Origin of the sequence: Kribbella sp. NPDC049584 (assembly GCF_040675555.1) — a bacterium.
Taxonomy (GTDB): Bacteria; Actinomycetota; Actinomycetes; order Propionibacteriales; family Kribbellaceae; genus Kribbella.
The window spans coordinates 103,530-126,421 of the sequence record NZ_JBFAPF010000004.1 but is presented as its reverse complement, the minus strand read 5'-3'; the positions used below and the strand labels follow the sequence as shown (position 1 = coordinate 126,421).

The 22,892-nt window shown below is 68.4% G+C and carries 20 protein-coding genes; 7 read left to right on the top strand and 13 right to left on the bottom strand.

Annotated elements, in window-relative coordinates:
- Positions 1-32 precede the first annotated feature (32 nt).
- From AB0J62_RS16820 to AB0J62_RS16805, 4 genes are all read right to left on the bottom strand, one after another.
- The gene (locus AB0J62_RS16820; RefSeq protein WP_363870844.1) at positions 33-3,278 is read right to left on the bottom strand and encodes a S8 family serine peptidase; all 3,246 of its coding nucleotides are present in this window, start codon (positions 3,276-3,278) and stop codon (positions 33-35) included.
- 70 nt (positions 3,279-3,348) lie between these two features.
- Positions 3,349-6,666, bottom strand: coding sequence for a S8 family peptidase (locus tag AB0J62_RS16815; RefSeq protein ID WP_363870841.1), 3,318 nt, complete (start codon positions 6,664-6,666; stop codon positions 3,349-3,351).
- A 180-nt stretch (positions 6,667-6,846) separates the two neighbouring features.
- On the bottom strand, positions 6,847-7,557 hold the full coding sequence (locus AB0J62_RS16810) for a transporter substrate-binding domain-containing protein (protein ID WP_363870838.1): 711 nt from the start codon (positions 7,555-7,557) through the stop codon (positions 6,847-6,849).
- A gap of 56 nt (positions 7,558-7,613) precedes the next feature.
- Complete coding sequence (locus AB0J62_RS16805; RefSeq protein WP_363870835.1) at positions 7,614-8,843, bottom strand: hypothetical protein; 1,230 nt, start codon at positions 8,841-8,843, stop codon at positions 7,614-7,616.
- A 110-nt stretch (positions 8,844-8,953) separates the two neighbouring features.
- Here AB0J62_RS16805 and AB0J62_RS16800 point away from each other — a divergent pair, with 110 nt between their 5' ends.
- Both AB0J62_RS16800 and AB0J62_RS16795 read left to right on the top strand, forming a co-directional pair.
- Positions 8,954-10,228: a glycoside hydrolase family 18 protein gene (locus tag AB0J62_RS16800; protein WP_363870832.1), complete on the top strand. Its 1,275-nt coding sequence runs from the start codon at positions 8,954-8,956 to the stop codon at positions 10,226-10,228.
- Positions 10,229-10,870, top strand: a complete 642-nt coding sequence (locus AB0J62_RS16795) for a phosphotransferase (RefSeq protein WP_363870829.1) — start codon at positions 10,229-10,231, stop codon at positions 10,868-10,870. It abuts the gene before it with no gap.
- Here the strand turns inward: AB0J62_RS16795 and AB0J62_RS16790 are convergent.
- Positions 10,858-11,778 carry a helix-turn-helix domain-containing protein gene (locus tag AB0J62_RS16790; RefSeq protein WP_363870826.1) on the bottom strand — a complete coding sequence of 307 codons (921 nt, stop codon included), beginning with the start codon at positions 11,776-11,778 and terminating at the stop codon, positions 10,858-10,860. The two genes, AB0J62_RS16795 and AB0J62_RS16790, sit on opposite strands and share 13 nt — an antisense overlap.
- A gap of 71 nt (positions 11,779-11,849) precedes the next feature.
- Between AB0J62_RS16790 and AB0J62_RS16785 the strand changes: the two genes are divergently transcribed.
- The gene (locus AB0J62_RS16785) at positions 11,850-12,161 is read left to right on the top strand and encodes a cupin domain-containing protein (RefSeq protein ID WP_363870823.1); all 312 of its coding nucleotides are present in this window, start codon (positions 11,850-11,852) and stop codon (positions 12,159-12,161) included.
- Between the two features lie 4 nt (positions 12,162-12,165).
- Here the strand turns inward: AB0J62_RS16785 and AB0J62_RS16780 are convergent, their stop codons facing one another.
- The gene (locus AB0J62_RS16780; protein WP_363870820.1) at positions 12,166-13,107 is read right to left on the bottom strand and encodes a hypothetical protein; all 942 of its coding nucleotides are present in this window, start codon (positions 13,105-13,107) and stop codon (positions 12,166-12,168) included.
- 61 nt (positions 13,108-13,168) lie between these two features.
- Positions 13,169-14,155 carry a pirin family protein gene (locus AB0J62_RS16775; RefSeq protein WP_363870817.1) on the bottom strand — a complete coding sequence of 329 codons (987 nt, stop codon included), beginning with the start codon at positions 14,153-14,155 and terminating at the stop codon, positions 13,169-13,171.
- 237 nt (positions 14,156-14,392) lie between these two features.
- Here AB0J62_RS16775 and AB0J62_RS16770 point away from each other — a divergent pair, with 237 nt between their 5' ends.
- Together AB0J62_RS16770 and AB0J62_RS16765 are read left to right on the top strand one after the other, a co-directional pair.
- Positions 14,393-15,250 (top strand): bifunctional methylenetetrahydrofolate dehydrogenase/methenyltetrahydrofolate cyclohydrolase, encoded by an 858-nt coding sequence (locus tag AB0J62_RS16770; RefSeq protein ID WP_363870814.1) that lies wholly within the window; start codon positions 14,393-14,395, stop codon positions 15,248-15,250.
- 37 nt (positions 15,251-15,287) lie between these two features.
- On the top strand, positions 15,288-15,557 hold the full coding sequence (locus AB0J62_RS16765; RefSeq protein WP_363871989.1) for a DUF3017 domain-containing protein: 270 nt from the start codon (positions 15,288-15,290) through the stop codon (positions 15,555-15,557).
- On the opposite strand, the gene AB0J62_RS16760 is transcribed toward AB0J62_RS16765, so the two are convergent.
- Entirely contained in the window at positions 15,544-16,164 is a 621-nt protein-coding gene (locus tag AB0J62_RS16760) for a helix-turn-helix domain-containing protein (RefSeq protein WP_363870811.1), read from the bottom strand. The two genes, AB0J62_RS16765 and AB0J62_RS16760, sit on opposite strands and share 14 nt — an antisense overlap.
- A gap of 66 nt (positions 16,165-16,230) precedes the next feature.
- Here AB0J62_RS16760 and AB0J62_RS16755 point away from each other — a divergent pair, with 66 nt between their 5' ends.
- Complete coding sequence (locus AB0J62_RS16755) at positions 16,231-16,863, top strand: hypothetical protein (protein ID WP_363870808.1); 633 nt, start codon at positions 16,231-16,233, stop codon at positions 16,861-16,863.
- Positions 16,864-16,909: 46 nt separating this feature from the next.
- Entirely contained in the window at positions 16,910-17,374 is a 465-nt protein-coding gene (locus tag AB0J62_RS16750; protein WP_363870805.1) for a GNAT family N-acetyltransferase, read from the top strand.
- Here the strand turns inward: AB0J62_RS16750 and AB0J62_RS16745 are convergent.
- The 5 genes from AB0J62_RS16745 to AB0J62_RS16725 form a co-directional block, all read right to left on the bottom strand.
- A complete protein-coding gene (locus tag AB0J62_RS16745; RefSeq protein ID WP_363870802.1) occupies positions 17,371-18,054 on the bottom strand; it encodes a hypothetical protein in 684 nt (227 codons plus the stop codon). The two genes, AB0J62_RS16750 and AB0J62_RS16745, sit on opposite strands and share 4 nt — an antisense overlap.
- 20 nt (positions 18,055-18,074) lie before the next feature.
- A complete protein-coding gene (gene fes / locus AB0J62_RS16740; RefSeq protein ID WP_363870799.1) occupies positions 18,075-19,265 on the bottom strand; it encodes an enterochelin esterase in 1,191 nt (396 codons plus the stop codon).
- A 115-nt stretch (positions 19,266-19,380) separates the two neighbouring features.
- Positions 19,381-20,937, bottom strand: a complete 1,557-nt coding sequence (gene purH, locus AB0J62_RS16735) for a bifunctional phosphoribosylaminoimidazolecarboxamide formyltransferase/IMP cyclohydrolase (RefSeq protein WP_363870796.1) — start codon at positions 20,935-20,937, stop codon at positions 19,381-19,383.
- Positions 20,934-21,560: a phosphoribosylglycinamide formyltransferase gene (gene purN, locus AB0J62_RS16730; RefSeq protein WP_134105383.1), complete on the bottom strand. Its 627-nt coding sequence runs from the start codon at positions 21,558-21,560 to the stop codon at positions 20,934-20,936. The genes purH and purN overlap by 4 nt, the downstream gene beginning before the upstream one ends.
- Positions 21,561-21,570: 10 nt before the next feature.
- Positions 21,571-22,836, bottom strand: a complete 1,266-nt coding sequence (locus tag AB0J62_RS16725; RefSeq protein WP_363870792.1) for a DUF6350 family protein — start codon at positions 22,834-22,836, stop codon at positions 21,571-21,573.
- Positions 22,837-22,892: the final 56 nt, after the last annotated feature.

Genomic DNA, 22,892 nt, shown 5'->3' with positions numbered 1-22,892 from the left:
CGGGACGCCGTCCCGGGGGCCTTCGCTTGTTCTCACCGCATGCTGTACGCGGCGATCACCGTTTGCGTCGTACTGTTCCCGGCCGCGTCCGTCACCGTCGAACGCAACGAGATCGTCTTGCCTGCAGGCGTCGGGAAGATCGCCTTGCTGCCGGCAACCGGCGCCTGTTTCCAGGTCGCTCCGCCGTCATCGGAGTACTGGATCTTCACCTGTTTCACCGTGCCCTGCACTGGGCCCTGGACCGTGAACGGCAGCACGGTGAGCGGCTTGCGCGCCATCGTGTTGTTGCCGTCCACCTCCGGCTGGTAGCCGACGGTGTAGATCGCGACACCCGGCTGGTCCGCCGATGAGGTGAACGTCGCCTCGACATCCATCCGCGTCGAGAACGGCCAGACCTCTTGCGTGCCGGTCGTGACCAGCCTGTACGACGCTTTGCCCGCCGGCAGGCCGGTGGCGTCGACGAAGCCGAACCGGTCCGAGCTGCCGACCGCGGTCCCGTCCCGGTAGAGCGTCGTACTCCCGGACTTGCCGGCGATATAGCCGGTGTGACCGTCCGCGTCGGTGAGAGTCTGCAGGGAGACGGTCAGCTCCTCCGCGGACCGCTTGGCCGCGCTCACCGACGGCACGAACACCGCCGCGTTCCACCGCTCCCGGTAGTGCTGGCCGGCCTTGTAGATCACCGGTTTGCCCTCGAGGTGCCAGTTCCCGAACGGCACATCCGAACCGTCGATGTCCTGTTCGGTGGTGCCGAACCAGCCGTACGGCGTCTGGTCCACGTAGTAGCGGATCGTCCGCGGCACGTCGAGCCGGATGACTCTCGCCCAGCCGCCATCGCCGGTCGGCCCGACCGCGAACAGCATCTTGAAGACCCGCGCCTCGGCGGTCGCGTTGACCGTGCTGTCCACGGTCGCGAGGTCGGACTGCTTCACCTTGCGGTCGAACCCGGTCGGGAAGTCGCCGGGCTGGAAGTTCGCGATCCCGTACAGGTACGGCGTGTTCGTGAACAACCCGTCCGCGCCGGGGACACCCCACTGCGACATGACGTGCCCGGTCAGCTCTGACGCGGGAAGCTTCGGACCGGCGTTGTAGGTGAACATCGTCCCCGACAAGAATCCGCCGGCGGAGTACGTGTACACGCCGTCCTTGATCTTCCGGTCGAACCCGATGTCGGAGTTGGCCTGCACTGCGTCGGCCTTCGGCACCGAGGTCGTCACCGGCTTCGCCTTCCGCGCGTCGAGGACGACCGTCTGGTCCGCCGTGAGCTTCACGCTCGGGGCAATCAGCGTGAAGAAGACCCAGTCCTCCGTCCCGCGCTCGAACTCCTGGAACTGGTTCAGCATGTACTCGCCCTGCGCCAGCCTGAGCGTCACCGTGCCGTTCTCGTCCGGCGAAACCATGTCGTTCTCACCGTTGTCGACGCCCGTGACGGACACCGGGTAGTCCGGGTCCGGGGCGCCGTTCGGCTTGATCAGCTTGACGGTGAGCGTGTACGTCGGGCCTTCCTTGTCCACGCCCACCGGTACGACGACCGTCTGGCCGCCGCCGGTGGCGGTGATGCGACCGCTGTAGAGGCCGTCCGCGCCGCCGAGGCTGGTGTCCGACGTCGCCTGCACGGACGCCGTACCGCCGGCCGGGACGGTCACCGAGTCGGCGCTCAGCTTCAGCGCGCCGGCCGGAGCCGCCGTACCATCGGGGCCGTCCAACACCGACGACAGCGATAGCGTGACGTTCGCGCCGCCGAGGTTGCGGTAGGTCACCTCACGGGTCACCGGCTCGTCGTCGGTGTGCGGGTACGACGCTTTGCCGAACGACACGCTGCCGGGCTCGGAAACCACGCTCTGCTTGATCGCTGTCGTCAGGTCGATCCGTCCCGCGCCTTGCTGGAAGGACGTCTGATCCGCGGCAACCTTCGCCGAACCCATCAGCGCGGCCTTCAACTCGGGCGGCGTCCAGGACGGGTGTTCCTGCAGCAGGATCGCGGCCGCGCCGGCGGTGTGCGGCGTCGCCATCGATGTACCCGAGAGCCGCAGGTACTTGTCGCCGACCGGCTCGCCGATCGACGAGTCCTTCGACTTGGCCGCGACGATGTCCGTGCCGGGCGCGGTCACGTCCGGCTTCACCGCACTGTCACCGATCCGCGGACCGCGGCTGGATTGCAGGTTGAGCTGGTCCTGCTTGGTCACGTTGCCGACAGTCAGCGCCGCATCCGCGCTGCCCGGTGAGGCGATCGTCCCGTCGCCCGGCCCTTCGTTGCCGGCAGCAACAACAAACAGCGTGCCGGTCTGTGCGGTCAGCCGGTTCACGGCCTCCTCGAGCGGGTCGACGTCCGGGGTGTCCTGACCGCCGAGGCTGAGGTTGACGATCTTCGCCTTGACGTCGTTCGCGGCCCAGTCCATGCCGGCAAGGATCGCTGACTCGTCGCAGCCCCAGACCTCACAGACCTTGCCGTCGTAGATCCGGGCATCGGGTGCCACGCCCTTGTACTTCCCGTCCGAGGCAGCGCCGGTGCCGGCGATCGTCGACGCGACGTGCGTGCCGTGGCCGACCAGATCGTCGGCGGACTCGGTGGTGAAGTTCTTCTCCCCCACGACCTGCGTCGCGAGGTCGGGATGGGTCGCGTCGATGCCGGTGTCGAGCACGGCGACCGACACGCCCTTGCCGGTGTACCCGGCCGCCCACGCGACCGGTCCACCGATCTGCGGCACCGACTGGTCCAGCAGCACCTTCCGCTTGCCGTCCAGCCACAGCTTGGTAAATCCGCCGGAGCTCATGAACGCCTTGGCATCCGCCTTGTTCACCTTCATCGCCGCACCGCCGATCGACGGCAACTGGCGGGTGACCCTCGTCCCGGCCGGCACGGCACGCTTCGCGGTCCCGGCGTACGTCGTCAGCACCGGGATGGTGCTCATCGAGGCGTCGTCGTACTTGTCCCTGACCAGCTCGGCGACGTCGAAGAGCCGGCGGTCGATCTTGCCGTCGCCGACCGCCTTGGTGACGTCGGCCGGGATCACGTACGAGTGATCCTTGGTCCGGTACGTGGTGAAGCCGACGTGCTGCCGGCCGGCTCCCGGTTCGATCGCCGCCTTGGCGAGATCACCGCCGGGCAGGACGACCCGGTCGCCGGTGATCAGCGTGACGCTGACATCCTTACCCACCGCGGAACGGGCGGTGGCCGCCGGGCCGGACGGGACCGCGTGAGCGGTTCCTCCCAGACCGGCGGCCAGGCCTGCGACCGCCAGTACAGCGATCGCAGGCGTTCCTCTGCGCGTGAATTTCACAGGGCCTCCCCAGAAATCGGTTGTCTGCGCACCGGGGTAAACGCGACAACCGACCTCCGGGGTTGCGTGCTCAGCCCAACGGATAGGCGCCGATAACGGTCAGATCCGTAACGTTGCCGGCCCCGTCGACCAACTGCGACTTCAGCGAGACCCCCTTGGCGCCCTTCGGGGTCACGAAGATCGCCTTGTAACTGCCGTGCCCGGTGGGCGCGACCGCGGCGTCGTGCCAGGTCTTGCCGTCGTCGCCGGAGACCTGGATCGTCAGCTTCCGGATCTTGGGCAGCGCCTGGCCGGGCTGCGCCTCGACCACGACAGGCAGCACGGTGACGGGCTTGCGTTCGGCCACGTTGTGGCTGTCCACCGTCGGCCGGTAGCGGATCCCGAGCAACGGCAGCGGCTGCTGATCGGTGGTCGTTGCCGAGGAGAACGTCCAGCGCAGCTCCATCCGCGTGCTGAACGAGCTGAAAGACTGCCTCGTCTGCGTCGATTCCAGCGTGTACGTCGACTTCTCCGCGGGCAGGCCGCTCGCCTCGACGTACCCGAAGTACGGCGACTCGGCGACGACCTTCCCGTCCCGGATCAGCTTGCTGGACTCGGCATCGGTGGCGCTGTAGCCGTTGTTGCCGTCGGCGTCCGCTAGACCGTAGGCGGACACGATCAGGTCGTTCTGCGCGCGGGCCGCGAGGTCCGGCGCCGTCGTGAAGGCCGCGGCGTTGACCCGCTCGCGGTACGACTTGCCGGCCCGGTACGACTTCGCCGGCGACAGCAGCCGGCTGATCGTCTGTGGGAACGGGTCGTTCGGATCCGTGCTAGGGATGATCTCGTCGGTCTCCAACTGCCAGGTGGCCGGCTTGCCCTCGGCGTACAGCGTCGTGGTCAGCGGGGCCTTGCCGTAGTCGAGGACCGGCGACCAACCGCCGTTCATACCAGGACCGTTGCCGATCAGGACTCGCTCGATGGCCCTGTCACTCGTGGCATTGGTGGTCTGTTTGACGACGGCCTGGTCCTTCGTCTTGACCGCCCGCACGAACCCCGTCGGGAACACTCCGGGGAACGTATTGAGCTGACCGACGACATACGGCGAGTCGTTGAACGAGCCGTTCGCGTCCGGTTTCGCCCATTGGGACCCGACATGGCCGGTGAGCTGGTCGGGTGGCAGTGCAGGACCGAGTTGCGCGCTGTAGACGGCGTCGAAGTCGAACGCCAGACCCGCGTAGCCGAATCCGTAGCTGCCGTCGGCGGACGTCCGGTCGAACCCGACATCGGCCAGGGCGACCTTCGCATCGGTCTGCGGAACAGTCACCTTGACCTGCTTGGTTGCGCGGGCGTCGAACACAACCGTGGTGTCCTTGGTCAGCTGGATGGAGGGCTGCACCAGGCTGTAGCTGGCGAAGCTGCCGTCCGGCTGCTCGACGAACTGGCTGGCCTGGACCAAGTATTCGCCCTTCAGCAGCCGCATGGTGATCGTGTCGCTGCCGTCACCGAGGAACTGGAAGAAGTTCCGCTCCATCGCGGTCAGGACGCCGTCGACCGGAGCCGGCGTACCGTCCGGGCCGATCGCCTTCAGCGTCAGGGTGTAGCTCTCCTGCTCCTTCTCCACGCCGATCGCACTCGTGACGCTGACATCGCCACCGGTCGCGGTGATGCGCCCGGAGTACAGGCCGTCGGGACCGTTGTGCTTGGTGTTCGAGGTCGCCTGTACGGACGTCGTACCGCCGGCCGGGACGGTCACGGAGGTTGCGCTCAGCTTCAGCGCGTCGGCCGGCGCGGCGTTGCCGTCCGGACCGTTGAGCGACGCGGTGAGGTTGAGCGTGACGGCCTGGTCGCCGAGGTTGCGGTACGTCAGCGTCTTGGTGACCGGGGTGTCGTCGTCGTGCGGCCAGACCGCCGTACCGAACGAGACGTTGCCGGGTTCGGCGATCACGGTCTGTTTGATGCCCTTGGCAACATCTACCCGGCCGGCGCCCTGCTCGAACGCGGTCTGGTCGGTGGCCGGTCTGGCCGAACCCATCAGCGCGCCCTTGAGCTCGGCGGCCTTCCAGTCCGGGTGTTCCTGGGCCAGGATCGCGGCAGATCCGGCCACGTGCGGCGTCGCCATCGACGTACCGTCGAGGCGCAGGTAATCATCGCCGACCGGCTCGCCGATGATCGAGTCCTTCGCCTTCGCGGCGACGATCGACACACCGGGTGCGCTGATGTCGGGCTTCACGGCTCCGTCGCCGACGCGCGGTCCGCGGCTGGAGAAGTCGGCCAGCCCGTTCTGCTTGTCGACCGCGCCGACGGTGAGCGCAGCATCGGCACTGCCCGGCGAGCCGATGGTTCGCTCGGTCGGTCCGTCGTTGCCGGCGGCAATCACAAACAACGTGCCGGTCTCGGCGGTCAGCCGGTTCACGGCCTCCTCGAGCGGGTCGATCCCCGGGGTGTCGGTACCGCCCAGGCTCAGGTTCACGACCTTCGCCTTGACCTCGGTCGCGGCCCACTCCATACCGGCCAGGATCGCGGAGTCCGGGCAGCTGCCGAAGTCGTCACAGACCTTGCCGTCGTACAGCCTTGCGTCGGGGGCCACGCCCTTGTACTTGCCGTTCGACGCGGCCGCCGTGCCGGCGATCGTGGAGGCGACGTGGGTGCCGTGGCCGAAGTGGTCTCCGTCCGGCGCGTCGGTGAAGTTCTTCTCCCCCACCACCTGGGTCGCGAGGTCCGGGTGCGACTTGTCGATGCCGGTGTCGAGGACGGCGACCGGGATGCCCTTGCCGGTGTACCCGGCCTGCCAGGCGGTCGGGGCGCCGATCTGCGGGACCGACTGATCCAGCGTGACCTTGCGCTTGCCGTCAAGCCAGATCTTGTCTATCCCGGCACCGGCCTGGACACGTGCGGGCTTGGTCACCTCCAGCGCGGCGCCGTTGATGACGGGCAACTGGCGTGAGACCTTCGCGCCCGGGATCGCCGCCCGCTTCTGGGTCTTGCCGGTGTACGTGACGATCAGCGGCAGCGTGGCGCTCGACTTGTCGTCGTACCCGTCCTTGATCAGGCCGGTGACGTCGAACAGCCGGCTGTCGAGCTTGCCGGTCGACAGTTGCTCGCGGACGTCCGACGGTACGACGTACAGGTGGTCGTGCAGGCGGTACGAGCTGAACGCGACATTGGTACGGCCGGCGCCGGGCCGCACCGCGGGCTTGGCCGGATCGCCGCCCTTCAGCGTGACCCGGTCGCCGGTGATCAGCGTGACGCTCGTGTCCTTCGGCTTCGCAGCCTTGGCGGTTTCCGCGGCCGGTGGATGAGGTTGCGGTACTGCGGATGCATGGCCCGGGGCGGAGAGCCCGAGGCTCAAAGCGGCGATCGAGGCGACGGCGGCTACGCCGAGGCGCCTCGATCGTGGTGTGGATACCACGATGAGTCCCTCCCGATCGTTGTCCTCACATCGGGCCGCCCGACATCTCCTCACGGAGCGGAGCCGAACGGCCACTCACCGGTAGATGTCCGGACTGGACCAAAAGGTTGCCTGCACCACCTGCCACGGCAGGTTGCTGCCTGACTACTGCCCGTAAGGGTGGCCGAGCAGACAGGACGATCAGGCAGGTGGAGCGACGGTGGCGTCCGGCTGGCCGGACGCGGCGAGGGAGGCTGCGATGAAACCGTTGGCCTTGAGATCCTCGATCACGTCGTGGAGGTAGGCGACGGTGTCGGGGTGCTTCGACCTGGAAGTGCCGACAGCCTGCTGGATCTGCATGAACCGCTCGTCGATCAGCCGGAGGTCGGGATGTTCGGCGACGTACGCCGTGATCGGCTGGCGGATCCCGGCCGCCGCCTCGAGCCCTTCGGCCCGGAACACGTCGACACCCTCCGCACCGCGCACAACCGTTGCCTTCTGCAACGTTCTGGTCAGGTAGAGGTCGTACGCCGAGCCTTGCTTCACCCCGATCCGCACACCGTCGGCGTCGACATCGGCGACCGTGGCGAGTGGTGAATCCCGCGGCACGGCGTACACGCCCTCGATGACGACGTACGGCGCGGTGAAGGCGACCTCCTCCGCGCGGGCCGGGTCGATCGCGAGGAAGCAGATGTCCGCCTGCCCGGTCGTCATCGCCTCGAACGACTTCCGTGCCGCGTCGAAACAGACCAGCTGCAAGGGCAGGTTCAGGCGTTTCGCCAGCTCCCGCGCGATGTCCACCGTCACCCCGCCGGGCGCGTCCGGCGTACCGTTCGCCAGCACGGGGTTCCCGAGGTTGATGGAGGCCCGCAGTACACCGGTCGGCGCGAGATCCGCCTGCACAGTCGTCATACCCGCGACCCTATCCGTGCCCTATGCCGCGGCCGACGATCGATTGACGGATCCCGTCAGTCGTAGTCCCTCACGGCAGCGCAGGCAGCCGCACTCAGTTCGTCGTCCTTCGACGGCGCGAACACGCTGGTCGTCGGAGTCGGGTTCGCCCGGAGCAGCCGCGTACGCTGCCAGGTCGGCGGGTGGTCGGCGTCCGTACGGCCGTTCTGCGCCTGATCCAACCGGATCACCCGGACCAGCTCGTGGTCCGGGATCTCTGCCGCGGTACGACGCAGGAGGTCGAGCGGATCGCTGATCGGGCCGCGGCGGATGGCGCGTTCGAGCGCCCGGTAGCCGGTATCGGCGAGCAGCAGGCGCTCCAGCGATCGCGCGGTCGGTTCCGAGCCGACGAGTTCCGCGATCCGGCGGTCGATGCGGTACTCGCGCCGTTGCCGGCCGGAGAGGTCGAGCCGTCGCAGCAGCCGCCGGTACCCACGGATCGGCGGGCCGAGGACCGCATTGGCGATCTGGACGAGCCGGCTGTGCAGGACCTGATCGTCACTTCCCTGCCCGACCAGGACGACCACTCCCTCCGACGACTTGAGCTTGCCGTTGCCGGCCGAGTCGAGCGCCCCCGGCTGCACGGTCGCGGCGAGTTCGTCGAGGATGTGCTCGGCCGCACCGAGCACGCGATCGTGCGTGCCGCGCTGGTCGTCGTACATGGCATGCGCGAGGACGGCGTACCGCTCCTGGGGGTTGAGCACAGCCCAGGCCGGGAGGCCGAGTCGCAACACCCGGCGGTACCGCCAGCCGATGCGGTCGATCGCGATCCGGGTGTCGGTGGTGACGACGACGCTCTCGAGTTTTGCGGTACCGGTCTGGACGGCTAGCCGGTCGAGGACGTCGTACAGCTGCGGGGCTTGTTGTCTCGTCACCGCCTGGGCGTTGCCGGGCAGACGGTTCAGGCGTGGGCGGAAGATCGCCGTGATGACGAAGAGGATCGCCGCGAACGGCGCCGCGAACAGCAGCGGCCGGTAGAACCCGAGCAGGGCCAACCCGCCGAGCAGACTCGGCAGCGGCACCACCAGGACCGGCAACGACAGGAGAAATGCGCCGACCGAGCGCTCCGGGCCTCCGGTCTGCCCGCTGATCAGTACGTCGGCCAGCTTGCTCTCTCGCTCGACCTCACGACTCGGTTCCACGGGCCGCGGGTCCAGGTTCCAGCCGCAGTGCTGACACCAGACGGCGTACCGCCGATCCCCCGGAAGTTCCCGCCCGCAGTCCGGGCACCCCACCAAACTTTCCACAGCGCAAGAATGCGGCTTGGCAGGGGGCATCGAGAGTTTTTTGCAGAGTCATTGTGTAAGTCGGTGGGCGGTCCTACTGTGTGCGCATCAACTCATCCGATGGGGGTGCAATGAAGCGTCGGAGTGTGGGGCTGCTGGTGGCCGCTGCGATGGTCGTGCCAACGATCGTCGCCGTGCCCGCGGAGGCCCACGGTGATCACAGTGACAAGCGAGTGGTGGGGTACTACACCAACTGGAGTGGGTACGCCCGGAACTACCTCGTCAGCGATCTCGTGAAGAGCGGGGCCGCGGCCAGGCTGACCCAGATCAACTACGCGTTCGGCTTCGTCGACGCCCAGGGGAACTGCACCAGCAGCGATGCGTGGGCCGACTACCAGCGACCGTTCACCGCCGAGCAGAGCGTGAACGGCCAGGCCGACCAGCCCGGACAGGTGCTCAACGGCAACCTCAACCAGTTCAGAGAGCTGAAGCAGAAGTACCCGAAGCTCCGGATCAGCATCTCGCTCGGCGGCTGGACCGGCTCGGCGCACTTCTCCGACGCGGCGCTCACGCCGGCCTCCCGGGCCGCGCACGTGAAGTCGTGCCTGGACATGTGGCTGAAGGGCAACCTGCCCGGCCTCCCCGCAGGCGCCGCGAAGGGTATTTTCGACGGTGTCGATCTCGACTGGGAATGGCCGGCCAGTGAAGGCAACCCGGGCAACGTGATCCGGCCCGAGGACAAGCAGAACTTCACCGCGCTGGTGCACGAGTACCGCACGCAACTGGACAAGCTGTCCGGCCGTCCCGGCAAGTACAACCTGACCGCGTTCCTGCCCGCGAACCCGACGATGATCGACAAGGGGTTCGAGGTCCGCAAGCTGTTCAAGGACCTGACCTTCGGTACGACGCAGGGATACGACTACCACGGCCCGTGGGAGACCCTCACCAACCAGCAGTCCGCGATCGACGGACCGAAGGGCGATCCGACCACACCGGAGTTCAGCTCGCAGGTCACGATCGACGCGTACCTGTCCCGCGGCGCACCGCGCGACCAACTGGTGATGGGCGTGCCGTTCTACTCCCACGGCTGGACCGGCGTGACGAACGCGAACCACGGCCTGTTCCAGCCGTCGACCGGCCCGGCGCCCGCGACGTACGAGGCAGGCACCGAGGACTACGGCCTGCTCAAGGCTCATCTGTCCGACTACACGGTCTATCGCGACAACCGCGCCGGATTCGCCTGGCTCTTCGACGGGACGACGTTCTGGACCTGGGACGACCCGGTCGAGATGGCCCGCAAGGCGAAGTACATCTCGCACCGCGATCTCGGCGGCGCGATGATCTGGTCCCTCGACGGCGATTCAAATGGCGAGCTGATCTCGGCGTTGCACCGTAACCTACGCTGAGTGGATCTGAATGCTCTCCAGGACAGGTTCGGCGCGGGTAGCGCCGAGCCTGTCCACGTCGGCTGCTCCGGCGCCACGGTCGTCCGGCTCGACCGCGGGCCGGAGCGCCTTTATTACAAGGCCGGTGCCGGCGTCTCTGCTGAGGCGGACCGCTTGGCCTGGCTCGGCTCGACCGGGTTCCCGTGCCCCCAGATCGTTGATCGCGGCAACAACTGGCTGCTCACCACGGAGCTGCCCGGCCGCGATGCGTCTCAGGAGTGGCCCGCTGCCGACCGACCCGGCGTACTCGCCGCGCTCGCCGAAGGCCTCCGTCGCCTCGACGAGCTCAGCGGCTGTCCGTTCAGGTCGATGTTCCCGGGCGCCGGCGACGCGGTCACCCATGGGGACTATTGCGCGCCGAACGTTTTCGTCGACCCCGAAACCCTGCGCTTCACCGGCGTCCTCGATCTCAGCCGGCTCGGCGCCGGCGACCGGTACATCGACCTCTCGCTGATGTTCGGCAGCCTCCGCGGCGACCTCAACCCACAGTACGGCGGCCTGCCCGCGGCCCGGCGGTTCGTCGAGCTGTACGGCGGGGATCCGGACGACCCGCGCATCGAGCACTACCTCACCCTCGACGTCACCGACGACTACCTGCCCTGATAGGCCCGCCGATAAGCACTGGGCGTCGTCTGCACAGCAGTCTTGAACCGTCTGCGCAGGTTGGTGGCCGATGACAATCCCACTTTCACCGCGATTGTCTCGACCGGGAGGTCCGTTTCCTCCAGCAGGACACGGGTTCTGGCGATCCGTTGGGCGAGCAGCCACTGGCCGGGTGCCATGCCGAGCTGGTCGGCGAACCGCCGTGCGAGCGTCCGCGGTGAAACGTTCGCATGACCGGCGAGGTCCTGGAGCGTGAGCGGCTCGGCGAGGTGATGGGTGGCCCAGTCGAGGAGCTCGCCCAACGACTCGACCGGCGCTTGGTCTTCGGTGCGGTACTGCGTCTGACCGCCTTCGCGATGCGGCGGCATCACCATCCGCCTCGCGACCCGCGCCGCATGAGCGGCACCGTGATCGCGTCGCACCAGTTGCAGACACAGATCGATCCCGGTCCCCGACCCGCCACTCGTCGCCACATCGCCGTGATCGATGTACAGGACGTCCGGATCCACGTGTACCGCGGGGAATCGGCGTTGCAGCTCATCGGCGTACCGCCAATGCGTCGCGGCCCGGCGCCCGTCGAGCAGCCCGGTCGCGGCGAGCGCGTAGGCGCCCGAGCAGATGCTGACCAGACGGGCTCCCCGCCGATGTGCTCGCGTGAGTGCTCGCAGCACCGGCCCGCTCGGCTCGCGATTGATCGGCAGCCAACCCGGTACGACGATCGTGTCCGCGCGATCCAGCGCTCGCAGACCGGACGTGACCACCATGTCGAAACCCTCGGTCGTGCGGATCGGTCCCGGCTCCTCGGTGCACACGCTGAACCGGTACGGCGCCTCGCGGAACACGGCCGCCGCACAGCCGAGCTCGAAGCTCGCCTGCGGTGCGCTGACCAGAGCGACAACCCGGTGCATGGCAAGAAAGTACCTGATCGGGACTATCCAGACACTGGGTCCCGACCTTCGGAACGCGGAGGATCAGAGCTATGCAGAACTATGAGTGGGCGTCGGTCGACGACGCACCGGTCCGTGAACTCTTCCCCGGCATCACCCTGCGACCGCTCTGGTCCGGCGAGGTCGCGAAAGCCTTTGTCCTGCAGATGGATCCGGGCTCCTGCTGGGAAGGTATCGACGTACACGATCCGGGACCGGAAGAGGTGTTCGTCGTCGACGGCGTGTTCAACGACGGGACCCGCGACTACCCGGCCGGTTCGTTCATCCACGCCCCGGCCGGGTCGTCGCACGTACCGCAGTCCGCGAAGGGCTGCACGTTGTTCTTGTTCTACCCCGAGGGCTAGCCGATCAGGGTTTGTTGAGTTGCACGACGTTGAAGTCGGTCCCCGGCGGAGCACCCGGACCCAGCGGCGGCGGGAAGCCGAGATCGAAGCGGGCGTTGACCAACGCGAGCCGGTGACCGTCCGCGCCGACCGCCGTCGGGACCCGGAACAGCGCATTGGTGACCGTGGCAACGATCCGGCCCTTCCTCAGGTCCGGGCTGAGCTGGATCTTGACGAGCTGGTTGGCGAAGTTCTGCACCACCCACAGCGTCCTGCCCTCGAGCAGGATGCCGTCCGGCGTACCCGGAGTGAGCGCGCCGCCGGTGAGCGAGATCGTTCGGCTGGCGCCGGTGCATGGATCGACCAGATACAGCTCGGCGCGCGACGACTGGCCGACGATCAGCACCCGGCCGTTGCTGGGCGCCGCGATGCCGTTCAGGTTCGGGAAGTCGCCGAGCACCGCGGCGGGTCCGCTCAGCCGGATCGTCCGCGGCTTCCCGATCCGGTGCCCCGGCCCGATCGGAACCAGGTAGATCACCGCGTGGAACGAGTCGGTGAAGTACGCGCCGGCCGGCGTGATCACCACGTCGTTGATCAGGCTGTCACCGGGCGTGCTGAGCACGAGGTCCGCGATCGTCGAGCCGTCCCGCGTGCTGTAGACGTACGCGTGGCCGGTGAAGCCACCCGCCACCCACAGCCGGTGCGCGGAAGCCTCGACCTTCATCCCCGCGGCCGACCGGCCCGGCGGGGCGTCGACGAGCACCGCGCCCTTTCCGCTGTGCAGGCTGCCGCGGTAGATGTCACCGCTGGTGAGCGATCCGACGTAGAACGTGTGATGCGGACCGGTGGCGATCCCCTCCGGCGCGAAGTCGGTCGGTAGCGGGATCGACGCCGGGAAGGGTGCGGCCGCGGCAACCGTCAGTGCCACCGCGGACACAATCAGCGCAAGTTTCCTCAAGATGGACATGGCACCCCCTGAATCCCCTTGTTTTGAAGGTAGATCCAGGGTTTCCGGTCGTCCAGAGCAACTATTCGGTACTGCGCAGTTCGGTGGGCGCGCCGTGCACTGCGGGGATCGAGCCGAGCTTGCCGGCCTGGAAGTCCTCGAAGGCCTGGATGACCTCGGCGCGGGTGTTCATCACGAACGGTCCGGCCATCGCGATCGGCTCGCGGATCGGGCGGCCGCCGATGACGAGTACGTCGAGGTTCGGCTCGGCCTGCGCTTGCGTCGTACCGGCCTGGGTGCGGATCGTGTCGCCCGGGCCGAAGACGGCGAGCTGACCCTTGCGGAACGGGCGCCGCTCGGCGCCGACCGTGCCCTGACCGGCGAGGACGTAGACCAGCGCGTTGTAGTCCGGCTGCCACGGCAGCACCAGCTCCGCGCCCGGGCTGACGGTTGCGTGCACGAGCGTGATCGGGGTGTGGGTCGAGCCGGGTCCTTCGTGGCCGTCGACCGAGCCGGCGATCACGCGGATCAGCGCGCCACCGTCTGCCGTCGACAGCAGCGCAGCGTCGCCGCCGCGGATGTCCTGGTAGCGCGGCGCGGCCCACTTCTGGACCTTCGGCAGGTTCACCCAGAGCTGGATGCCGTGGAACAGGCCGCCGCTCAGCACCAGGTGCTCCGGCGGGGTCTCGATGTGCAGCAGGCCGCTACCGGCGGTCATCCACTGAGTGTCGCCGTTGGAGATGATGCCCCCACCGCCGTTGGAGTCCTGGTGCTCCATGATCCCGTCGAGCATGTACGTGACGGTCTCGAAGCCGCGGTGCGGGTGCCATGGGGTGCCCTTCGGCTCGCCCGGCGCGTACTCGACCTCACCCATCTGGTCCATGTGGATGAACGGGTCCAGGTCGCGGAGGTCGACGCCGGCGAAGGCACGCCGTACCGGGAAGCCCTCGCCCTCGTAGCCGCTCGGCGCGGACGTCACCGACTTCACCGCGCGCTCGTGCGCGATCGCCGGGTCCGGCTGGGTGATGCGGGGCAGGACGGTGATGTCACTGACGGTCACGGCGGGCATGTTGGCTCCTCGCTGGTTGATAGTTCAAGAATAAACTACCTGCCCGAACCACGGCAAGAGCGGGTGCATTCCCGCCTCACAGGAACCTTCCAGCCGATCCGCCCGAACCTGCGCCACTGACCAAGTCCGCCGATCACTCCGACGGCCGGCGCAATCACGCTCGGCACGGGGCTCGGGAGCGGGTTGGTCAGTGGCGGACGTTCGGGTGGTGTGGGGCGCATGGCAGACTCTGGTGGCGTGACAGCTCAGATTCTGGATGGCAAGGCGACGGCGGCGGCGATCAAGGACGAGCTGAAGGTCCGGGTCGCGAAGCTGGCCGAGCAGGGCGTGGTGCCCGGGCTCGGCACGATTCTGGTCGGTGACGACCCGGGCAGCCGCGCGTACGTTGCCGGCAAGCACCGCGACTGCGCCGCGGTCGGGATCTCCTCGATCCAGGTCGAGCTGCCGGACACCGCGACCCAGGACGAGATCGCCGCGAAGGTCCGCGAGCTCAACGACAACCCGGAGTGCACCGGCTTCATCGTCCAGCTCCCGCTCCCGAAGCACGTCGACACCAACGCGATCCTCGAGCTGATCGATCCCGTGAAGGACGCCGACGGCCTGCACCCGATGAGTCTCGGCAAGCTCGTCCTCGGCCAGGACGGTCCGCTCCCGTGTACGCCGAAGGGCTGCGTGGAGATCCTGCGGCGGTACGACGTACCGATCGCCGGGGCGCACGTGGTCGTCGTCGGGCGTGGGGTCACCGCGGGGCGCCCGATGGGCCTGCTCTTCACCCGGCGGAGCGAGAACGCGACCGTCACCCAGTGCCACACCGGCACGAAGGACCTCGCGGCGGTGGTCCGCACCGGCGACATCGTGATCGCCGCGGCCGGGTCCGCCGGCCTGATCACCGCCGACATGGTCAAGCCCGGCGCCGTACTGCTCGACGTCGGCACCAGCCGCAACGCCGAGGGCAAGATCGTCGGCGACATCGAGCCCGCCGCCCGCGAGCAGGCGTCCTGGATCGCCCCGATGCCCGGCGGGATCGGCCCGATGACGCGGGCCATGCTCCTCACCAACGTCGTCGAAGCAGCCGAAGCGAGCCTGCCCCAGTGACCACCGGACCTGCGCTGAAGGTGAGAGTGACGTGCTGATGGCTGCAGAGGCCCAGCGGCGCAGCCAATGGCCGCTAGCGTTGTCACTCCTGGCCGCGCTCACCGGCCTGGTCGTGCTGTGGTTCTACGACTGGCGCAACGGCGTACTCGTCTTCGCCGGCGCGGTCGGCCTGGCCGGTCTCCTGCGCGCCGCCCTCACCGACACCGCCGCGGGCCTACTCCATGTCCGCAGCCGGATGTTCGACACGACGTTCCTCCTGCTCACCGCGGCAGCCATCGCAGTACTCGGGCTCATCATCCCGAACTGACCCCGAACAACTGCTCCAGTACGGCGGTTGTCATCCAGTCCGCGACCTCTTCCGGCGTCCAGGCGAGATCCCGGGTGAACTGGCTGTAGAGCTGCGGCCCGAGGACGACCAGCAGAATGTCGCGCGCCCGAGTGCTGGAGAGGCCGTCGCGCAGGGGGTGCTTGGTGCTGAGGAACGCGATCGCGCGCTCGTACCCCGCCCGTCGCAGGCCGTCGTTGTACTCGTAGCTCTTCCGCGCGTTCTCGTCGCCGAGCACCGCCCACACCAGCGGCGCCGCCCGCTCGAACACCGCCATCGTCCCGTCGACGAAGATCCGGACGGCCGTCTCGATGTCCGGCGCCTCCTCCGCGGCGCGCCACCACTCCGACAGGTGCGGCGGCACCCGGTCCACACCCTCGACCGCGAACTCGTACGCCGCCTGCAGCAACTCACCTTTGGTGCGGAACGTGAAGTACAGCGTCTGTACGGCGACCCCGGCGTCGCGGGCGATCGCGTCCATCGGCGTCGCGGCGTACCCCTCCTCGGTGAACCGCCGGTACGCCGCCGCGACCATCCGGTGCCGTGTCTCCTGGGCCCGTTCCCGCCGCGACTGCTTGACATCTCCCACGGGAGACCACTGTACTGGATGCATCACTAGTGAGTCTTCTAGTGAAATCACCAGCGAGGGGGAATCATGGCAATCGACTCCATCGATCACGCGGTCGAGCTCAGCAGCCGGAGGTGCGGCGGAATCGCCGCCATCGCGGGCGCGGTCCTGGCGATCGCGGGAAACACGGCGCTGCTCTTCATCAACCCGGTGGTCAGCGAGGACTACCTCAGCTATCCGGTCACGCCGGCCCAGTTCCGCTGGGGGCAGGTCTTCTTCGCCCTCACCCAGGCGCTGATGGCGATCGGCATCTACGCATTGGTGCGCTCCGACGCGGTACGCCGTACGCGTTCGACGAACGTCTTCGCGGCGCTGGCAGTCATCGGCTTCGCGATCACCGCGCCAGGCGAACTGGTGCTGATCCTGGTCGCCGACAAGCCGTTCGACTCCACCGCGGTCAACGCCGCGAGCACTGTCTTCGGCATCGGATTGCTGATCGCTGACATAGGCCTCATCGGGTACGGCGTTGCGGCCGTCCGCGCCCGTCGCTGGCCCCGGGCCTGGGCCGCGCTGCCGCTGATCCTGGGAGCCTTCCAACTGTTCGTCGTCACTCCGCTCGCCATCGGAGTCAGCTTCACCAGCATCCTCACCTACGCCGCGATCGCCCTGGCCGATCTACTGGTGGCCGCGATCGGCGTACGCCTCCTCGTCGCGGACTGACCCGCGCCTGAGGAACTGGAGCTGCGGAAGTGGAATGATCCGGCGCATGCTGACGATCCGCTCCGCCACCCGCGCCGACGCGCCGCGCGTCGTACAGATCTATGTCGACTCGTGGAACGACGGCTTCGGCGACCTGATGCCGTCCATCGAGGTCAGCGACACCCGCATCGCCCGCTGGTCCGACACGCTTGCCGATGGCAACTGGTGGGTCGCCGAGGCCGGCAACACCGTTGTCGGCCTCGTCGGCATCGGCCCGAGCCGAGACCCCATCGACCCCGACCTGGGCGAGCTCGACACGATCGCCGTCGACCCGGCGTACTGGCGCCAAGGCGTAGGCAAAGCCCTTATGCAGAAGGCATTACAGGCTCTCGCCACCACGTACCCCGAAGCCATCCTCTGGACCCTGGCCAACTACCCCCAAGCCCAAACCTTCTACACCTCAACCGGCTGGACCCCCGACGGCGCCTCCCGCGACAACGGCCGCCAGGTCTCGTACCGCCGCCGGTTTTAGATGCTCCAGTTCCAGGGAGCGTAGATGCTGACGCGCACTGCGTCGAGCAGCGGCGCGGCGTACTTGACCGAGCAGCCCTTGGCGTAGGCATTGCGGGCGGCGAGGACCTTCGCGCGGGTAAGGTTCATACGCTTCACCTGGTACGCCGTCACGAGCTGCCGATCGGGCCATGAGTCCTCGGTGTACGCCCGCGCCATCCAATCGTCGGACGTCGGATCCGCCGCCGACCCCAGCGCTCGCCCGGCCTCGCTACCACTGATCGAGCCAAGGAAATCGCCGACCTTGTCACCCCGCAGGTGACGCCCTGGCGGGTTGTAGTTCGTCGTGGTGTTGTACTCGTACTGCGGACTCCACTCCTCGTAGGAGCACGCAAAGATCACCTGCGCGTACCCCTCCGGCGGCACCTGGAGCGCAGCGTTCGGCGTCTGCAACCGGACCACACTGATCTGCTGGTAGGCCGACGCAGGAAGCTCCGGCCTTCGCGGCAAGGGAGTCGTCGGGAACGGCGCAGGTTGCGTCACCCCGGGAGTCTGAGCCCCGGGCGTCTGAGCGCCGGTTCGGCCGGGTGGCTCGATCCCACGCAACCCCAGGCTCGGCGTACTCCCAGCCCGCGGCGCCACCTCGTCCCCGCAGCCGGCCAGCGCGAGCACGAGAACCAGCAATCCCCCCAGCCTCCGCATGTCCCTCCCAGCTCGGATCGTCAACGGGCAGCGAGCGCGACCAACGCGTCGGCCAGCGAGCCGCGCCAGCAGGCGTAGTCGTGGCCGCCGTTGTATTCGGCGTACTCAAGGTCGTAGCCCTTGATGCGCAGGATCGTACGCAGGTGGCGGTTCGCGACCAGGATGGACGGACCGTGATCGGGTGTCAGCCCGCGCTCCATCAGTCCGGCCTCGAGATAGAGGCGCACCGGCTGCAGCTCGGCCTCGGCGTACTGGCGCGTGAGCCACTCATGCTCCGGATCATCCTCCGGGCTCCACCAAAACGACCCCGACTGGCTGATCACGTTGCCGAACACGTCCGGCCGCCGCAGCCCCGCGAACGCAGCAGCCTGTCCACCGTGGCTCTGCCCCGCCACGATGGTCAGCGCCGGATCCGTCGTGATCCGATACCGCTCACGGGCCCAGGGCAACAATTCGTCGGTCAGATACTCGAGAAACGCCGCCCCACAAGGAAGTTCACGGTCTCGGATCTCTTGGGTCAAGCTGTCGACGAGTACGCCGACCATCGGCGGAATCCGGGCATCCAAGATCAGGTTGTCGAGGATCGTGTCCATCGGCATCGTGCCACGCACGGTGTCGCCATCGAAGAACACGCACAACGGGTACGGCTCGTCGTCGGGTCGATACCCGGGCGGCGTGTAGACCCAGATGCGACGCTCGTTGCCGAGGATCTCGCTCCGGTGTGAGTACTGCGCGAGCTCACCTTGTCGCCCGCCGGACCGCGGCGCGATCCACGGCTGCGCGGGCGCGTCCGGCAGTTCGACCAGCGACACCACGGTCTCGTCGCTGCCCAAGGCTTCGTCCGCGGGAAAGACGAACCGCGCGGGGTTCAGCGGATCCGCAAACCACTCCGCCGTACGCTCCCGCCAATCCAGATCCGGGGTCTCCACATCGTCAACCGCCAGCCGATACGTGCAGCGCAGATCCCCTCGAACGCGAACGGTCAGGTACCAAACGTCGGTCCCTCCAAGCCGCCGCATCTGGTTCCTGGGCGGGTCCCACCCGGCGGGCCCACCGAACACCGAAACCCCGCCGATCGCGTCCGTCGTCCTGTACAGAAAGGTCAACCAAAGGTCGCCGTCTTCACCGGCCACCGGTTCGACGAGCGGCGCACCCTGCACGGCAATGTCCGCCCAGAATTCCTCCGTCCGATCCGGATCGAGCTCCTTCAACCGTGGACTATCGATCCGCTCAGACAACTACCTCACCCCAGGTCGTCAGTGGAAGTGGCGGTTTCCAACGGAGCGCATGGCACCGCCGACCATTATTGCCAGCGACGAGAAGCAGTTAGTGGAAGAAGTGGCGGGTGCCGGTGAAGTACATCGTGATGCCGGCCTTGTTCGCGGCTTCGATGGCGGCTTCGTCCCGGATCGAGCCGCCGGGCTGGACGACTGCCTTGACGCCGCCCTCGATCAGGACCTCGAGACCGTCCGGGAACGGGAAGAAGGCGTCAGAGGCAGCAACGGACCCGGCGGCGCGGTCGCCGGCGCGCGAGACGGCGAGGCGGCAGGAGTCGACCCGGTTGACCTGGCCCATACCGACGCCGACCGAAGCGCCGTCGGACGCCAGCAGGATGGCGTTGGACTTGACGGCTCGGCAGGCCTTCCAGGCAAAGGCCAGGTCAGCCAGCACCTCAGGCGAGGCCGCACTGCCGGCCGCCAGCGTCCACGCGGACGGGTCGTCGCCCGGAGCCTGGAAGCGGTCGCGGTGCTGCAGCAGCAACCCACCGCTGATCGCACGCATCTCGACGGTCTCGTCGGCAGACACCGCCGGCGCCACGAGCAGCCGGATGTTCTTCTTGCCCTGCAGGATCTCGACGGCCCCGTCCTCGAACGCCGGCGCGACCAGCACCTCGGTGAAGATCTCCGCGACCTGCTTGGCCATCTCGACCGACACCGGCGCGTTCGTCGCGATCACCCCGCCGTACGCCGACACCGGGTCACACTCGTGCGCCCGCCGGTGCGCCTCGGCAATGTCCTTGCCCACGGCAATGCCACAAGGGTTCGCGTGCTTGATGATCGCAACCGCCGGCTCGCTGAAGTCGTACGCCGTACGACGCGCCGCATCGGCGTCGACGTAGTTGTTGTACGACATCTCCTTGCCGTGCAGCTGCTCCGCCGCGGCCAGTCCGCCCCGGCCGTTCAGGTACAGCGCCGCCGGCTGGTGCGGGTTCTCGCCGTACCGCAGTACGGCGGACTTGTCCCACGCCGAGCCCACCCACGCCGGGAACCCGGAGCCCTCTGACGTGTCCGTCAGAACAGAGCCCATCCACGACGCGACAGCGATGTCGTACTCGGCCGTGTGCACGAACGCCGCCGCAGCCAGCTTCTGCCGCTCCTCCAGCGAGAACCCCGTCTCGAGCGCCGCATAAACCGATGCGTACTGCGAAGGCGACGTCACCACCGCGACATTCGCGTGGTTCTTCGCCGCACCGCGCACCATCGACGGCCCGCCGATGTCGATCTGCTCGACGCACTCGTCCACCGAAGCACCGGACGCGACTGTCTCGCTGAAGGGGTACAGGTTGCTCACCAGCAGCTCGAACGGCTCGACCCGCATCTCGCGGAGCTGCTCGACGTGCTCGTCCCGGCGTACGTCGGCCAGCAGGCCGGCGTGCACCATCGGGTGCAGCGTCTTGACCCGCCCGTCGAGGCACTCCGGGAAGCCGGTCAGCTCCTCGACCTTGGTGACCGGCACACCGGCTGCCGCGATCCGGGCCGCGGTCGAACCGGTGGAGACGATCTGCACCCCGGCGGCGTGCAGCGCGGAAGCGAGCTCCTCCAGACCGGTCTTGTCGTAGACGCTGATCAGCGCCCGGCGGATCGGCCTGCGGTCGGTGCTCACTTCAGTCGAACCTTTCGTCCGGTGATGGTCCAGCCTTCGCGGACGAGGCGGCCGACCCACTCCACCAGCTGGCGGCGTTCGACCTCCTTGATCCGCTCGGTCAGGGTGTCTTCGGTGTCGTCGTCCTCGACCGGTACGACGACCTGCGCGATGATCGGCCCGGTGTCGACGCCGCCGTCCACGAAGAACAGCGTCGCCCCGGCGACCTTCACGCCGTACTCCAGCGCGTCCCGCGGACCGTGGATCCCCGGGAACGCCGGTAGCAGCGCGTTGTGGGTGTTGATGTAGCGGTCGCCGAACGCCTCGAGGAAGTCGTCGCCGACCAGCTTCAGGAAGCCCGCGGAAACGACCAGGTCGGGCTTGTACTCCGCGACCGACGCGGTCAGCGCCCGGTCCCAGTCCGCCCGGTCCGCGTAAGCCTTCACCTTGTGCACGAACGTCGGCACTCCGGCGGCCACGGCGCGGTCCAGCCCCACGATCCCCTCGCGGTCCGCGCCGACGGCGACCACCTGGGCGCCGTACGCCGGATCCGCGCAGGCGTCCAGCAGGGCCTGCAGGTTCGATCCCGATCCCGAGACGAGCACGACGAGGCGCGCAGGACCGGGGTCAGAAGCAGAAGTCACGGCGGGCAGCCTATCGCTCCGCGTCGGCCTCTTCCGCAACCGGTCGGCGGGAGGCGGCCACGGCGGCCGTGATCGCAGCCCCGATCGCCATCCCCGCGGCCAGTACGCCGGCCGCCGGCAACGCCCCCGGAACACCGACCGACGACATCCGCCCCGGCCCCGCCGAACCACCCGACATCGCCAGCAGCGCGAAGATGATGATGCCTGCGAGCAGCGCCGCCATCGCGCCCCGGAGCGCGAACGCGTCCCACCCCAGCACGTCGGCGTCCCGCTCCACGAGCCCTCGCCGTACGACGACCAGCCCCGCCACCGCACCCGCCGCCAGCGGCACCAGCGCGGTCAGCACCAGCAGGTACGACGGAGTCGCGCCGTCGGCAGGGACCGCGGCCAGCAGGGGAAAGGCCGGCAGGTTCCCGACATCCACCCCGGTCGGCGCGATCGTGGTCCCGGTCCCCAACTGGAACCCGGGCCCCGCAAGGAACGCGACGACGTACAGCACCATGTTCGGCACCAGCATCAGGCAGATCGCGAACAGCACAACGGACCCGATCACGCCCGCATCCAGCAGCTCGAGCATCCCGGTGATCCGTGAGAAGTGGACCGCGAGGAGTACGGCGTACAGCAGCGCGGCGATCGCTATCACCGTCAGCACTGCGGCAAATGCGGCCGGAACCACGTCTCGCAGACCGGCCGGCGTCGCGTCCGCGATGTCTTCCGCCGCACCGGACTCGACCAGAATCCCGGCAGCACCCGCCACGAACGCCAACGAGAAGGCACCGAGGAAAGCCGACAGCGGCGACACCTCGAGCGCACCGTCCGACGTGAGCAACGCCACGACCAGCGCACCGAGGCCGTAGACCAGCGCGAACGCTCCGGCCAGCGAGAGCAGGTCCTTGGTCCGGTCAGCCGCGCTGGACCGGGCCGCGGACTTGCCACCGCGGTACAGACACCAGGCGAAGAACAGCGTCAGACCGAGCGGTGCGACGCTGATCCGGCCGGCGCTGGTCGTGCCGGCACCGATCGTGACGGCGGCCTTGTGCGCGACCAGCCAGGCCGAAGCCCCGGCCCGGACCGCGCCGGACGCGCCGCCGAACGTCGCACCCAACCAGCCGATCACCGCGACCGCGGCACATGTGAGCAGACCGGTGAGCAGGCAGGCTCCCGCGGAGATCACGGCCGACACGACCAACGGCTTGGTCTGGGCGGCGATCTCCGACGTGGGCGTAGCGCTCGATTCACCGTCCCGGGCGCCCGGGCGGCTCAGCATGTCGGTCATCTGACTCCCATGGTCTCCCCGCGCACGGACGCCACTCGTCCTGACACGCCGGGTGT